This window comes from Verrucomicrobiia bacterium, assembly GCA_035574275.1.
GTDB lineage: Bacteria > Zixibacteria > MSB-5A5 > DSPP01 > DSPP01 > DSPP01.
In genome coordinates, this window is sequence record DATLYY010000045.1 from 1 (window position 1) to 13,365 (window position 13,365).

Annotated in this window: 13 protein-coding genes; 6 read left to right on the forward strand and 7 right to left on the reverse strand. The window is 55.3% G+C overall.

Annotation, left to right across the window (positions count from 1 at the left end; genetic code table 11):
* Positions 1-366: 366 nt before the first annotated feature.
* The 7 genes from VNL73_06960 to VNL73_06990 form a co-directional block, all read right to left on the reverse strand.
* Entirely contained in the window at positions 367-1,185 is an 819-nt protein-coding gene (locus tag VNL73_06960) for a DUF3108 domain-containing protein (protein ID HXF49147.1), read from the reverse strand.
* Positions 1,185-1,676, reverse strand: a complete 492-nt coding sequence (locus tag VNL73_06965) for a low molecular weight protein arginine phosphatase (protein HXF49148.1) — start codon at positions 1,674-1,676, stop codon at positions 1,185-1,187. Before VNL73_06965 ends, VNL73_06960 begins: the two co-directional genes overlap by 1 nt.
* Positions 1,663-2,316 carry an L-threonylcarbamoyladenylate synthase gene (locus tag VNL73_06970; protein HXF49149.1) on the reverse strand — a complete coding sequence of 218 codons (654 nt, stop codon included), beginning with the start codon at positions 2,314-2,316 and terminating at the stop codon, positions 1,663-1,665. Before VNL73_06970 ends, VNL73_06965 begins: the two co-directional genes overlap by 14 nt.
* 5 nt (positions 2,317-2,321) lie before the next feature.
* A complete protein-coding gene (locus VNL73_06975) occupies positions 2,322-3,401 on the reverse strand; it encodes a mannose-1-phosphate guanylyltransferase (protein ID HXF49150.1) in 1,080 nt (359 codons plus the stop codon).
* 34 nt (positions 3,402-3,435) lie between these two features.
* On the reverse strand, positions 3,436-4,440 hold the full coding sequence (locus tag VNL73_06980; GenBank protein ID HXF49151.1) for a lysylphosphatidylglycerol synthase transmembrane domain-containing protein: 1,005 nt from the start codon (positions 4,438-4,440) through the stop codon (positions 3,436-3,438).
* Complete coding sequence (locus VNL73_06985; GenBank protein HXF49152.1) at positions 4,437-5,555, reverse strand: glycosyltransferase family 4 protein; 1,119 nt, start codon at positions 5,553-5,555, stop codon at positions 4,437-4,439. The genes VNL73_06980 and VNL73_06985 overlap by 4 nt, the downstream gene beginning before the upstream one ends.
* A gap of 62 nt (positions 5,556-5,617) precedes the next feature.
* Positions 5,618-7,330: a proline--tRNA ligase gene (locus tag VNL73_06990; protein HXF49153.1), complete on the reverse strand. Its 1,713-nt coding sequence runs from the start codon at positions 7,328-7,330 to the stop codon at positions 5,618-5,620.
* 180 nt (positions 7,331-7,510) lie between these two features.
* Between VNL73_06990 and VNL73_06995 the strand changes: the two genes are divergently transcribed.
* The 6 genes from VNL73_06995 to VNL73_07020 all read left to right on the forward strand — a co-directional run.
* Complete coding sequence (locus VNL73_06995) at positions 7,511-8,098, forward strand: sigma-70 family RNA polymerase sigma factor (protein HXF49154.1); 588 nt, start codon at positions 7,511-7,513, stop codon at positions 8,096-8,098.
* On the forward strand, positions 8,079-8,627 hold the full coding sequence (locus VNL73_07000; protein HXF49155.1) for a hypothetical protein: 549 nt from the start codon (positions 8,079-8,081) through the stop codon (positions 8,625-8,627). The genes VNL73_06995 and VNL73_07000 overlap by 20 nt, the downstream gene beginning before the upstream one ends.
* Before the next feature lie 26 nt (positions 8,628-8,653).
* Positions 8,654-9,181: a hypothetical protein gene (locus VNL73_07005; protein HXF49156.1), complete on the forward strand. Its 528-nt coding sequence runs from the start codon at positions 8,654-8,656 to the stop codon at positions 9,179-9,181.
* 18 nt (positions 9,182-9,199) lie between these two features.
* Complete coding sequence (locus VNL73_07010) at positions 9,200-9,880, forward strand: Spy/CpxP family protein refolding chaperone (GenBank protein HXF49157.1); 681 nt, start codon at positions 9,200-9,202, stop codon at positions 9,878-9,880.
* 285 nt (positions 9,881-10,165) lie between these two features.
* On the forward strand, positions 10,166-12,823 hold the full coding sequence (ppdK, locus tag VNL73_07015) for a pyruvate, phosphate dikinase (GenBank protein ID HXF49158.1): 2,658 nt from the start codon (positions 10,166-10,168) through the stop codon (positions 12,821-12,823).
* 142 nt (positions 12,824-12,965) lie between these two features.
* A partial coding sequence (locus VNL73_07020; GenBank protein ID HXF49159.1) for a tetratricopeptide repeat protein occupies positions 12,966-13,365 on the forward strand: 400 nt, incomplete at its 3' end.

Below are 13,365 nucleotides of genomic sequence, written 5' to 3' on the forward strand. Positions count from 1 at the left end.
CGCTCCGCCCCTCCCTTCCCTTAAATAATCGTCTTTAAAATGGAGGTGACGAGCGGACGAATCACTAATCTCTGATCTCTAATCTCCGTCTTTCTTGTCCCCTCTCCTTTTAGGAGAGGGTCAGGGAGAGGTTGCCTTTTCGCTCCCTTTTTGGAGTGGAATCTGCTTCCTCTTGTCCCCTCTCCTTGTAGGAGAGGGTCAGGGAGAGGTTGCCTTTTCTCCCCTCCTTACGAAGGAGGGGATTAAGGGGAGGTTGCATTTCCCCCTGCAAAATCCCCCCGATTTTGCAGCCCTCAAAAACCTCCCGCTACAAATCCGCCCAAAAATTCAAAATCGCAACAAAAACACCCCCGTTTTTGCGGAAAACTATCTTCTTTCCCCCAATTTAAAAACCTTCAATTGCGCCGAGATGGAGCCGATGAGAACGCGGCTTTTCATCAAAACCGGCAGCCGCAGCCGGTCGTCCGTCAGCCAGACCTTCAGCTTCCCGGTCTGCTGAAAAATCCCCGGCGTCTTCAACAGCGGCTCCACGACCACCGTGCGAAAAGTCCCGGCGGGGACCGTGACCTTTTCCTTTTTTATAACATTCACTTCGAGGTTGTATTTTTTCCCGTCGGAAAACACCTCCATCGAAACGGTCTCCCCGACTTTTAGCGGAAGCGTGCGGGTGTAATAAAGCGCCGTCAAGGCATCCTGCACAAAATCCTCGGCCTCCATCGTGTCCTTGGCCGTGAAGATTTTTTTGTTTTTCTGGTCAAAATCCGCCCAGCGGAACGCCTTGTAGCGCCCCTCATGCACGTCCTTTTGATACCGCCAGGGAAACAGCCCGTGGTAATCCAGAACGGAATAGTTGTAATCCTCCACGTAATACAGCTTGGCAAGCGCCGGATACGACTTGGCGGTGGAAACCAGCTCCAGCGATTTGAACCCCTTGTAGTTCACCTCCCGCCGCACTTCGAGCGTGGCGACGCCCGCCTTGATGAACCCGTACCCCACCTCGTATTCCAGATACTCCCCCGGCCCGAACGACTCGTTGGGCAAAACCCGCAGGGGCGGCAGATAGTTCGTATCCGCCAAAACCCCGGCGGTGTCTTGGGGCGCGGCGGCCTGCGCCGAATCGGGGGAAGGACTATTTGCTTCCGCAATCGAAGAGAAAAGCGAAAGCAGGAGAATCATGAAAAACATCACCGCTTCCCCGCCTTTTGCAAAATACTGGAGAAAATCCGCCGGAGCGATTCCTCGATTTCCAGAAAGGCGCGCTGGTATTCGGAAGGCCCGCCGCCGATGGGATCGCGGACGTACAGGGTCGGGTCGTTTTTCCCTGAGCCGGGAAACCCCTTCAGAAGGAAGGTCTTGGAAGCCGCCTCCGGGTCGTGGGACAAAATCTCCTCCCGGTGCTCCGGCGTCATCGTTAAAATCAAATCGGCCTCCTTCACGAGCTCGTCGGTGACGGGTTTGGAACGGTGAGCGGAGATGTCGATTTGCCAGTCGGCGGAGGTGGAGACGGCCAAATCGGTCGCCGGCATCCCCTCCAAAGCCGCCGTTCCTGCGGAGAGAACGGAAACCCCTTCGATTCCCTCGTCCGCCAGCATTTTTTTCAAAATCCCGGCCGCCATCGGGCTTCTGCAGGTGTTGCCGGTGCAGACCAGAAGTATGGTAAAATTATCCCCCGTCACGAACCGGCACCCCCAGACGGTAAAGCTGCTGCATCAACTTTTTATACCCCGCTCCCTTGCGCCAAACAATCGCCTCCTCTGGCAAAAACTCCACGACCGTTGAAACGGCGCTTAAAGGTAGCTTGCCTGAGTCCAAAATCAAGTCGGCCTCATCCCGGAATTCGGCGATGACTGCCCGCCCCGAGAAGAGCGGGGGCTTTCCCGTGCGGTTGGCCGAGGTTGCCACCAAAGGCGCGCCCGTTTTTTTGACGAGTTTGCTCAACAAGGGAAAGTCCGGCCAGCGCAGGCCGACTTTCCCTTTGGAGACGCAGAGCTTGGGCAATCCGGCGCGGGCCGGCAGAACGAAGGTGTACGGCCCCGGCAATAAGGTTTTCAATTTCAAAAAATAGGCGGGCCGGTTTTTCGCGCGCCGCAAAAGCTCCCCCCAGCCGGAAACGAAGATGGAGAAGGGCTGGTTTTGCTTTCGGCCTTTAATTTTGGCGATTCGTCGGACAGCGGCGGGAAATTTAACCGAGGCGGCCAAGCCGTAAACCGTGTCGCTCGGCAGTATGGCGACGCCCCCTTTTTTGAGTACAAAAGCGGCCTTTTTTAATTGAGGGGGAGAAATTTTTCTGCCGACCTTTAGAACTAAAGCGGGCAAAGGACTTACAAGTACTGTTTCAGATTTGGGTCGGCGGACAATTTTTCGGTGATTTCCTTCAAATCCGGCACGCGGGTCTTGTGCGCCACCAACACCAAGTCGCCCGATTTGACCACGACCAAATCGGATACGCCGAAAACCGCCACCAAGCCCCCTCCGTCGTTGATTACGGTCGTTTCGTAGGAGGCAAGGGCCAAAGCGGAACCGAGCGCCAGGTTGTTATCCCGGTCCAGCTTGCGCACCCGCTCCAAAGCCAAAAAGCTCCCCACATCGTCCCAGGTGAAATCGGAGGGGATGGTCAAAACGTTCTCCGCCTTTTCCAGAACGGCGACGTCCACGGAGACCGGCTCCAAGGCGGCAAAAAGCGTTTTGCGCGCCTCCAGCTCTTTGGGTGTGCCGATGGTCTCGGCGTACGCTTTCAAATGTTTGTGCATTTCCGGTTGATGACGTTCAAGGGCTTTCAGAAAAGAGGAAGCCGACCAGACGAACATGCCGGAGTTCCAGAAATGCTTGCGGTCGAGATAATATTCCTGCGCCACCGTGCGGTTCGGTTTTTCCTTAAAGCGGGCCACTTTGTAAATGGCGACGCCCTTGACTTCGTTCGCTTTTTCCCCCACTTCGATGTAGCCGTAGCCGGTCTCCGCCCGGGTGGGAACGACCCCGATGGTGATCAGAAAATCACCGGATTTGGCCGTCTCGGCGGCGGCGGCAAGGACGCGGTCCAGCCGCTCCCTGGGGTGGATGAAATGATCGGAGGGAAGCACCACCATCACCGCCTGCGGGTCGGCTTTGGCCAAGTGCACGGCCGCCAGCGCAATTGCCGGGCAGGTGTTTTTCCCCTCCGGCTCCAGCAAAAGATTTCTTTCGGTGAGGGCGGGGACTTTTTCCAGAATCTGTTTTTTGAAAACCTCGCCCGCCACGACCCGGGTCCGTTCCAAGGGGGCCAGCGCCAACGTCCGCTCCAGCGTGTCTTCCAGAAGAGTTTTATCGGAAAGGATTTTTAAAAACTGCTTGGGGGTTCCCGCGCGGGAAAGGGGCCAAAAGCGCTCCCCCTTTCCCCCGGCCATCACCACCGCATAATTCATCTGCGCGAAAATCTAACCCGTCCCTGGAGCACTGTCAAGCTTTTCCCCCGACTTCCTCGGCGGCCTCGTACTTGAGCGAAAGGTGCTCCTTTTTCAAATGATACAAACCGGCCAGCGTGATGGGGAGAAACTGCATGGCGTGGGTGACCACGGAGACGGCCAGGGCAAGCTCCTTGGAAACGCCGAAAAGGGCGAGCGAAACGACAGTGAAGGCCTGATAGGTGCCAATAAAGCCGGGCGCCGCGGGTAACATAATTCCCAAAGAGACGACCACCAGCCAGGTAAACCACGCCAAGGGTCCGAGGTGTAAATCGAAAGCCAGAAGCATGAAGCAGCTGTTGAAGGCCGAAAGTGCCCAGACCAAAAGGGAAAGAAAGCTCAAATACAAAACCCCCGCCCCGCTCCCCATCACCGAAAGCCCGGTCAGAAACTTGCCGAAAATTTCGGCGCCGAGATAGGCAATCTGCTTGGGGAAAAGGGTCAAAATCCGTTCGACCACCTTGCGCGAGTGCTCCGGCCAGCGCCTTAAAGCCGCGAGAATGGCAAGAAGCAGCAGACTCACCACCAACCCGAGGTAGCCGACGTTGTCCAGCCAGTCCACTTCGGCCAGCGTGGGAAGCAGAATCAAAACCATCACTAAAAAAACCAAAAGGGCGAACATGTCAAAAACCCGTTCCAGCGCGATGGTGGCCATGGCCGCCGAGCGGGAGATCTTTCCGGTTACGCCGATGGAGTAAGGACGGATGAACTCTCCCAGCCGGAAGGGGAGCACGTTGTTGGCCATAAAACCGATCATGGTGGAGGCGTATACCTTGGAGAGGGGGATTTTGCCGATGGGGTCCAGCATCACCTTCCAGCGAAGGGCCCGCAGCCACATCCCCACGAAGGTGAAGAACAAATTGGGGAGCAAATACCAGTAGTTGGCCTCCTTCATCGCCATCCAGACCTGGGACAAATCGACTTTTCGTACGGAGAGCCACAAAAACAGAGCGCCGATGAGAAAACCCAGAATGTAGCGTTTCTTCAGCCTCCCTTTCACTTTTTCCCCGCCACTTCCTCGACCAGTTTAATCATCTCCTCGGCAGCCCGATCCCAGGAAAATTGTTGCGCCCATTCCAAAGCCCCTATTTCCAGCTTTTGCCGCAAGGCGTGATTGGACAAAACTTCCCGCAGGTGGGCGGCCAAGCCGTCAATTTGTCCATACGGGTACAAAAGCCCCGATTTTCCCGGGGAGACCGAATCCCGCAGGCCGGAGACGTCGGCGCAAACCACCGGCGTGCCACAGGCGTTCGCTTCGATATTGGTCAGCCCCCAGCCCTCTTTGAGCGAGGGGCAGACCACCACCCAGGCCTTCCGCAGCCAAGCCACTTTTTCCTCTTTCGGGACAAAACCGGTATAGGTCGTGCGGCTTTCGATGCCCAACTTGCGGGTGATGTCCGCCAAACGGGAATGATCATCTCCTTCGCCGATTATAATCAAGCGGGCCTTGGGGAAATCCCCTGCAATTTTGGCGAAGGCGGCAAGCAGATGGTCCACGCTTTTATATTTTTTAAGCCGTCCCAGATAAACGACCAAGGGCTCCTTCTCTTTGGCCACTTTTGGGTCTTTGGAATAAAGCGAAAAATCGGTGCCACAGTAGATAACGCGCACGTCTTCGGCCGGAATGCCGCGGGCGGTCAAATCCTGCCGGGTGCTTTCGGAAATCACGCAGAACTTGCGGCCGCGGTAAACCCGGGGAATCGGCTTTTCCGCCAGATAGATGTAAAGCCCTAAAACGAAGTTGATTTCCTGAAAGACGGCGTCGGCAAACAAATGGGGCACGATGACCAAAGTCGGCAATTTCTGAAAAAGAGGGGAATAGAACGGCACTTTGTTGATATCTTCGAGAACAACGTCGTACGAGTTTTTCTTCAGTTCTTTCCTAAGCATAAAAGGAACACACCAGTTGAAAGTGTAATCGTTCCCGGCGCGCACCATCCGCACCCCTTCCACTACTTCTTCTTTGGCCCCGCCCGGAAAATTGGAGGCGAGCAGGGTGACGGAATGCTCCATTTTGACAAAGCGGCGCAGGTTTTCTTCGAGGTGCACTTCCGCCCCGCCGGCGAGGGGGTTTTTCAAATCCCGCCAGTTGATGGCTAAAATTCTAAGCGGCATAAAAATCCGGTTTCAAGGGAGACGTCGGGGAACAGCGGCGGACGAGAGGAAAATTCTGTCCCCTAAATTTTCTCCCACAATGTCTTGAAATATGGGACGGCTTCGTCAACCGGGGCGGTACTGCTTTCTTTGGTTTTCCGGATTTTGAACTCCAATTTCCCTTCCTTTAAACCCCGGTCGCCGATGACGATTTGCACCGGGATGCCGATTAAATCGGCATCCTTGAACTTCACCCCGGCCCGCTCGTTGCGGTCGTCCAAAAGCGGCTCGACGCCGGCCTCGTTGAAGGCCCGGTACAGTTTTTCGGCCACTTCGGCCTGTTTGGGGTCATCCATTTTCAGCGGGATGATATGCACATCCAGAGGGGCAATCGTTTTCGGCCAGATGATGCCGTCGGCGTCGTGGAATTTTTCCGCCGCCGCCTGCGCCGTTCGGGTGATCCCGATGCCGTAGCTCCCCATGATGAACGGCTTCTCCTCCCCTTTTTCGTCCAGAAAAGTGGCTTTGAGCGAGGCGGAGTACTTCGTTCCCAAGGAAAAGGTATTGCCGACTTCGATGCCGCGCGAGGCGGAAAGTTTTCCCTTGCCGCAGGCGACACAGACCTCCCCGGCAACGGCCATTTTGATGTCCGCCACACGCGACGGTTTGAAATCCCGGCCGGCGTTGATGTTTTTCAGATGATGGTCTCCCTCGTTGGCGCCGGAGACGAAATTCGGCAGTGCGGCGACTTCGGTATCAGCGATGATTTCCACCCCGGAAAGCCCCACCGGCCCGGCGAAACCGACCGGCGCTTGGGTGATGCGGCGGACGTCTTCCGCGCCGGCCAAATCCATTTCGATGGCGCCGACAAGGTTTTTCAACTTGACTAAATTTACCTCCCGGTCACCCCGCACGAGCGCGGCCACAAAGCCATTGTCCGTTTTGAGCACCAAAGTCTTCACAAACTTGTGAACCGGCAGCTTCATAAACCGGGCCACATCCTCGACGGACGTGACATTGGGGGTGTGAACTTTTTCGGCGGAGAGCGGTTTTTCCGCATCGGCCGGAAGTTCTTTGAAGGAAGCCCGGTCGGAATGGACGGCATAATCGCAATTGGAGCAGGTGAAAATCAAGCTCTCCCCCCCTTCCGTATCCACCAAAACGATGAATTCGTGGGCCGACTTCCCCCCCATTGCGCCGGTGTCCGATTCGACTTTTACGGTCTCCAGCCCGCAACGGTTAAAGACGGCGAAGTAGGCGTCTATCATTTTTTGGTAACTTTTCTTGAAACTTTCCTCCGTGGCGTCAAAAGTATAGGCGTCTTTCATAATAAATTCCCGCCCGCGCATAAGCCCGAAGCGGGGGCGGATTTCATCCCGGAACTTCACCTGAATCTGGTAGAGATTAATCGGAAGTTGGCGGTAGGAGCGGAGTTCGCCGCGGACTAAAAACGTGACGATCTCCTCGTGGGTCGGGCCCAAGACCAAATCCCGCCCGTGGCGGTCTTTCAGGCGTATCAGCTCCTTGCCGACCGTGTCCCAGCGGCCGGTCTCCTGCCAGATTTCTGCGGGATGCAAAACCGGCATCGTGATTTCCACCGCCCCCTGCCGGTTCATCTCCTCCCGGACGATTTGGGCCACTTTCAACAGGGTGCGTTGAAAAAGGGGCAGGTAAATGTACACCCCGGCGGCCAGTTTCCGTATCATCCCCGCTCTAAGCAAAAGCTGATGGGAAATCAGCTCCGCCTCGGTCGGAACCTCCCGCAAAGTCGGTATGAACGCCTCGCTCCAGCGCATAAGTCCTTAATTTAACGCCGGAAAGTAAAATTCCAACAGGTTTGTAGCGGGGTTCTTCAACCTAGGGTGACCAAACAAGATGTAAATTTGACCTCCCCTCCCCAGCCCGGTATTTTAAACCGGGTCGAAAATGCCATTAAACCTCTGCCCCATATAGCTGTCCAACGAGATGAGAGAACTATGACCGCTGGGGAAGACCGGGAACTGGTGGCCCGTTTCAAATCCGGCGATCAGGCCGCCTTCGCCCAGCTGGTCCGGCTCTACCAAAAGAGGGTGTATGCCGTTGCCTTTCGGATGGTTAGAGACGAGGAAGAGGCCAAGGATTTGACCCAGGAGGTGTTTGTAAAGATGTACAAAGCGCTTAACGACTACCGAGGGGAGGCCTCGGTTTTCACTTGGGCCTACCGGGCCACGGTCAATTTGTCCATCAATCACCTCCGCCGGAAAAAAATCATCTCCTGGGTGCCGCTTTTGGAGGCCGAGGAAAAACCGGTAGAGCCGAAAGAGGGGCTGGGTGATTTGGAATCAACCCGGCTGAAACAGGCAATTGCCGAGGCGGTTAAAAAACTGCCGCCAAAGCAACGGGCGATATTTATTCTTCGGCATTATGACGAGCTGGGGAACGAAGAGATTGCCCAGATTGTGGGAAAATCGGTCGGCGCGGTGAAGGCCAACTATTTTCAAGCCCTGCAGAAAATGAAGAAGTACTTGGCCGAATGGAAAAACGTATTAACCGGCGTGAAAGAATATGAACTGCCGAAAATTTGACGAGGAGTTGGAAAAACAGGGAACTTTGAAAGCCCTCGAAGCGGATGCCACTTTCGGCGAGCATTTGAAGGGCTGCCCGGTCTGCCAAGCCAAACAGGCCGAATACATCTGGCTTTTCGAGACGTTGAAAGCCGACCGGCCGCCGATGCCGGATGAGGCGTATTGGGCTTCCTTCCCCGCTTTGGTCCGGGAAAAAATCGAGAAAGCCAACGCCCGACCCCGTTGGAAGCCGGTTCTGGGTTGGAGTTTGCCGGTGGCGGCCTTGGTCTTGATTGCGGGCATTGCGCTTTTCTCCTCGAAAGACGAGCCCAATTTGGCCAACCTTACTACCGAGGAGGCCTTTGACTATGCCGAGGCCACTTCGGATACGGCCATCGAAATCCCCTTTCCTGAAAACACGGCGAGCACGGTGGCTGCGCAGGCGGAGGATGAACTGATCGGCACCTTGAAAGTGGAGGAACTGGTTTACACCCTGTCCGATGAACAGTTGAGCGTGCTCGAAGAAAAACTGGAAAATTTCAAGCTATAAATCGAAAGCGAGGCGAAAAGATATTTATGAAAAAACTTAAACCCCGAAAGTGGATGGCCTTTCTCGGCTTGGCAATTCTCTTTGCATGGGTCGGGACCCAAGACCTCTCCGCCCAAAGACGGATGCGGGATCGGCCTTTTGCCGACCCCTCCCGCCGGGCCGAGCGGTTCGATATGCTGATGAAGCTGAAGCTGGTGGAGGCGCTCGATTTGTCTTCGGAACAGGGGGATAAATTCCTGCCGGTTTTCAACCAATACCGCCAGAAAACCCAGCGGCTTTTGCGCGCTCGCGGCGAGCTGATGCGAGATTTGTCCCGCCATGTTCGCCTCAAAATGGGGGCTTTGGAGGAGGGGGAAGAGAACGGGGAACTTTCCGAGCGGGAATTGAAGGAACGGCTGGCCCGGCTCGGTGAACTCCGCCGCCAGCAGGAGGTCAACCGGGAGGAGTTTTACCAGAGTGCCGGCCGGACCCTTTCCACCGAGCAATTGGCCCGGCTAATTGTATTTGAAGAACGGTTTGCGCGCGAAATCGTGCGAAATCTGCCCAACCCATAACGAACAGGAGGAAGAGAAATGAGACGACTACTCGTAGCAACAACCGTCACGGCCTTGGTGTTAGGCCTCACTTTGACCGCCTTGGCTCAACGCAAGAAAGTCAAGACCGAGGAATCGAAAATGAAGGCCGAGCTCAAGCTTTCGGATGAGCAGAAACAGAAATTGCAGAGCATTCACCGCCAGTCGGCCAAGGAGCGGATTCGGCTGAACGCGGAGAGACAAATCGCCCATATCGAACTCTCGGAGATCCTGCAAGCTGACCGGCCTGACCAAGGGACAATCGACCGGAAAATCGATCAACTGGCTGAACTGGATCGGCGGTTGACCCAGAACCGGTTGCAGAGCCGGGTGGCTTCCCGTTCGGTTTTGACCAAGGAGCAGTGGGCCGTGTTGAAAGGGAAAATCGGAAAGGGAATGATGAAACACCGCCAGCAGCGGATCAAGATGTTTCGCTTCCACGGTCCGCGCCGCGGCTTTGGCCTTGGGATGGGCCCCGGCGTTCCCGGCCGCCGGATGGGGGATGAATCGTTTGAATGGGAAGAGGCGGCGCCGGAGGAAGCGGCCGAGTTTGACGAGTTCGACCAGTTCAGCTTCCTTGACGAGCCGGGTTTTGAGATGGAATTTCCCCCGCTTGAGGTGGAACAAGAACTCGAGATGAATTTCCCCATCCCGACTCCATCCGGGGAGGGATGGCAGTAGCATTTTCCCGTTTTTCCCGAAAGGCGGGTTAAAAACCCGCCTTTTTTGTTGCGGAAAACCTAAAAACATTTTGCTTGCCGAAATTCTTTTTTCCCCTATACTACCGCCGAATTTTTTCCCGTGCATTGTTGAGGGAAGGTACATAAGAGTTTGTTTATTTGTTGAACCCAAGGAGGGTAAGTGGCCAAGAAAACCAAAACCTCAAAACAGCATAAGTCGCAAGCCGGCAAGGGCTTATCTAAAAAGTCCCATTCTGATAAAGCCGCCCCGAAAGATAAGAAGTTTATTTACTACTTTGGTGGGGGGAAAGCGGAAGGCTCTGGGGTAATGAAAGATTTGCTGGGGGGCAAAGGGGCCAATCTGGCGGAAATGACCAACTTGGGGGTTCCCGTTCCACCCGGGTTTACCATCACCACCGAGGCGTGCAACCTGTTTTACGAAAACGACTTACGAACACCGAAATGGCTGGATGATGAGATGCACAAGTATATGGCCCGGCTGGAGCGGGAAATGGGAAAAAAATTCGGCCATGCCGAAGACCCCCTTTTGGTCTCGGTCCGTTCCGGCGCCAAATTCTCGATGCCCGGAATGATGGACACCATTTTAAACCTTGGTTTAAACGACCAGACCGTCAAGGGATTGGCCAAAAAAACAAAAAACGAACGCTTTGCCTATGACTGCTACCGACGCTTCATTTCGATGTTCGGGGCGGTCGTTTTGGGGATTGAAAAATCGGAGTTCGAGGAGATCGTCACCAAAAAGAAAGAACAGCGCCAAATCAAGCAGGACTCCTCCCTCACCACAGACGATTTGAAGGATATCGTCCAGAAATTCAAGACCTTGGTCAAGAAAAAATCGGCCGAGGATTTCCCCGCCGACCCCTACCGGCAGCTTTTTTGGGCCCGGGATGCCGTATTCAAGTCCTGGAACAACCCCCGCGCCATCGAATACCGACGGCTTTACGGCATCCCTTCCCACTTGGGGACGGCGGTGACCGTGCAGACGATGGTTTTTGGGAATCTGGGGGAAACTTCCGCCACCGGTGTCGGTTTCACCCGCAACCCTTCCACCGGAGAGAATGTCTTCTACGGTGAGTTTTTGGTCAACGCCCAGGGGGAGGATGTGGTGGCGGGCATCCGCACCCCCCAACCCATCAAGGAGATGGAGAAAAAACTGCCGGCGGTTTACAAGCAATTGAAAACAATCACTGCCAAACTGGAACACCACTACAAGGACCTGCAGGACTTTGAATTCACCGTGCAGGAAGGAAAGCTTTTTATGCTCCAGACCCGGGTGGGAAAGCGCACCACACAGGCGGCCGTCAAAATCGCCGTCGATTTCGTCAAGGAAAAGCTGTTGACCAAGGAGGAGGCGCTTTTGCGCATCGACCCAGAGGATTTAAACCAGCTTCTGCATCCGCGGCTCGACCCCAAGGCGGAAATCCGGGTAATAGCCCGGGGGCTGGCGGCCTCGCCGGGGGCGGCCTCCGGGCGGGTGGTTTTTTCCGCCGAGGAGGCGGTGCGCATGGCCCAGAAAAAGGAGAAGGTGATTTTGGTCCGGCAGGAAACCAACCCGGACGACATTCACGGAATGGTGGTGGCGCAGGGGGTTTTGACTTCCCGAGGAGGGATGACTTCGCACGCCGCCGTGGTGGCCCGCGGAATGGGGAAACCCTGCGTGGCGGGTGCGGAGCAGATAAAGGTGAACGAGGAGAAACGCTTCTTTTCCGTCGGCAGCCTGGTCGTTCGCGGGCTGGAAATCATCACCATCAACGGTTCCACCGGCGACGTGATTTTGGGGGAAGTGCCGACGGTCACCGCCGAGCTTTCCGGCGAGTTCGCCGAGTTTATGGGTTGGGCAGACAAAATCCGGAGTTTAAAAGTCAGAGCCAACGCCGATACCCCGCAGGATGCCGAAGTGGCCTATAAATTTGGCGCGGAAGGGATCGGCCTTTGCCGCACGGAGCATATGTTTTTTGCCCCGGAGCGGGTCCCCATCGTGCAGGAAATGATTATGGCCGAAAACCGGGAGGAGCGGAAGCGGGCTTTGGATAAGCTTCTCCCCTTTCAGAAAGCGGACTTCAAGGGAATTTTTCTGGCGATGAAAGGGAACCCGGTAACGATTCGGACGCTCGACCCTCCCCTGCACGAATTTTTGCCCAAGCGGGAACTGTTGATGGTGGAGCTGGCCGAGTTGAAGGCCAAAAATGGCGACCCCCTCAAAATCGCCGAGAAAGAACGGCTGTTGAAGCGGGTGGAGGAGCTCTCGGAGTTCAACCCGATGCTGGGGCACCGCGGCTGCCGGCTCGGCATCACGTTCCCGGAGATTACCGAAATGCAGGCCCGGGCCATCTTCGAGGCGGCCTTGGAAGCGGCCAAGGAAGGGGTGGAGGTCCATCCGGAAATTATGATTCCCCTGGTCGGGTTTCCCTCCGAGTTCAAACATCAAAAAGAAATCGTCATCAACGTGGCTAACGAGGTGTTTTCCAAGTCAAAATCGAAGTACAAACTCAAGTATTTGATTGGAACAATGATTGAAGTTCCCCGCGCGGCGCTGGTGGCCGACCGGATAGCCGAAGAGGCCGAGTTCTTTTCCTTCGGCACGAACGATTTGACCCAGCTGACCCTCGGCTTTTCGCGCGACGACGCGGGGAAATTTTTGAAGGAGTACCAGGAGAAAGGGATTCTGAAGTCCGATCCCTTTGTGCATTTGGAAACCGAAGGGGTGGGCGCGGCCATCAAAATGGCCATTGAGAAAGGGAAGAAAGGCCGAAAGGATTTGAAGGTCGGGATTTGCGGGGAGCATGGCGGGGACCCGGAATCAATTACTTTCTGCCACGAGATCGGACTGGATTACGTTTCCTGCTCCCCTTACCGGGTGCCCATAGCAAGATTGGCTGCTGCTCATTCGGTTTTGGGCAGGGCAACGGTGGCTTCCAAATAATCTTTTCAGGCCAATCGGGGTAAAAAAAAATAAAATGAGGGTTTTAAAAATTATTTCAATGGGGAGTGTTATTTGGGCATTTTCGACGGCCGTTCCAGCTCAAAAGGTGGATTGGGACAGCCTGAACCGGGAGGTTCTATCGTTGACGCTCAAAAGAGATTTTTCCACCGCTCTTCCAAAAGCCAGGCAGGCCCTGCAACTGGCCGAAAAAGCTCACGGGAAGAACCATCTGCGGGCGGCAGTATCCCAAAACCATCTCGGCTTTATCCATCTGAACTTAAACCAGCTTTCTCAAGCGGAATCTCTTTTAACCCGGGCCGTTAAAATTTTTTCCAACAATCCCAGCGCCGACCGGGCCGAATACGTGCAGGCTTTGAACAGTCTGGCCCACATAAGCCTGGCCGTGCACCAGCCCGCGCGCGCGGAAACCCTATACACCCGGGCTTTGGCCTTGAGCCAAAGGCCGCCAATAACCGACAGCCTGCAACTGGCCCAATCATTAAATAATCTGGCCGGGCTGTATCTTCAACTGAGAAAATACA

Bases quoted from the DNA above. Each gene is read 5' to 3' on its own strand.
- VNL73_06960 (HXF49147.1), bottom strand. From the start codon at position 1,185: ATGTTTTTCATGATTCTCCTGCTTTCGCTTTTCTCTTCGATTGCGGAA.
- VNL73_06975 (HXF49150.1), bottom strand. From the start codon at position 3,401: ATGAATTATGCGGTGGTGATGGCCGGGGGAAAGGGGGAGCGCTTTTGG.
- VNL73_06985 (HXF49152.1), bottom strand. From the start codon at position 5,555: ATGCCGCTTAGAATTTTAGCCATCAACTGGCGGGATTTGAAAAACCCC.
- VNL73_06990 (HXF49153.1), bottom strand. From the start codon at position 7,330: ATGCGCTGGAGCGAGGCGTTCATACCGACTTTGCGGGAGGTTCCGACC.
- VNL73_06995 (HXF49154.1), top strand. From the start codon at position 7,511: ATGACCGCTGGGGAAGACCGGGAACTGGTGGCCCGTTTCAAATCCGGC.
- VNL73_07000 (HXF49155.1), top strand. From the start codon at position 8,079: ATGAACTGCCGAAAATTTGACGAGGAGTTGGAAAAACAGGGAACTTTG.
- VNL73_07005 (HXF49156.1), top strand. From the start codon at position 8,654: ATGAAAAAACTTAAACCCCGAAAGTGGATGGCCTTTCTCGGCTTGGCA.
- VNL73_07010 (HXF49157.1), top strand. From the start codon at position 9,200: ATGAGACGACTACTCGTAGCAACAACCGTCACGGCCTTGGTGTTAGGC.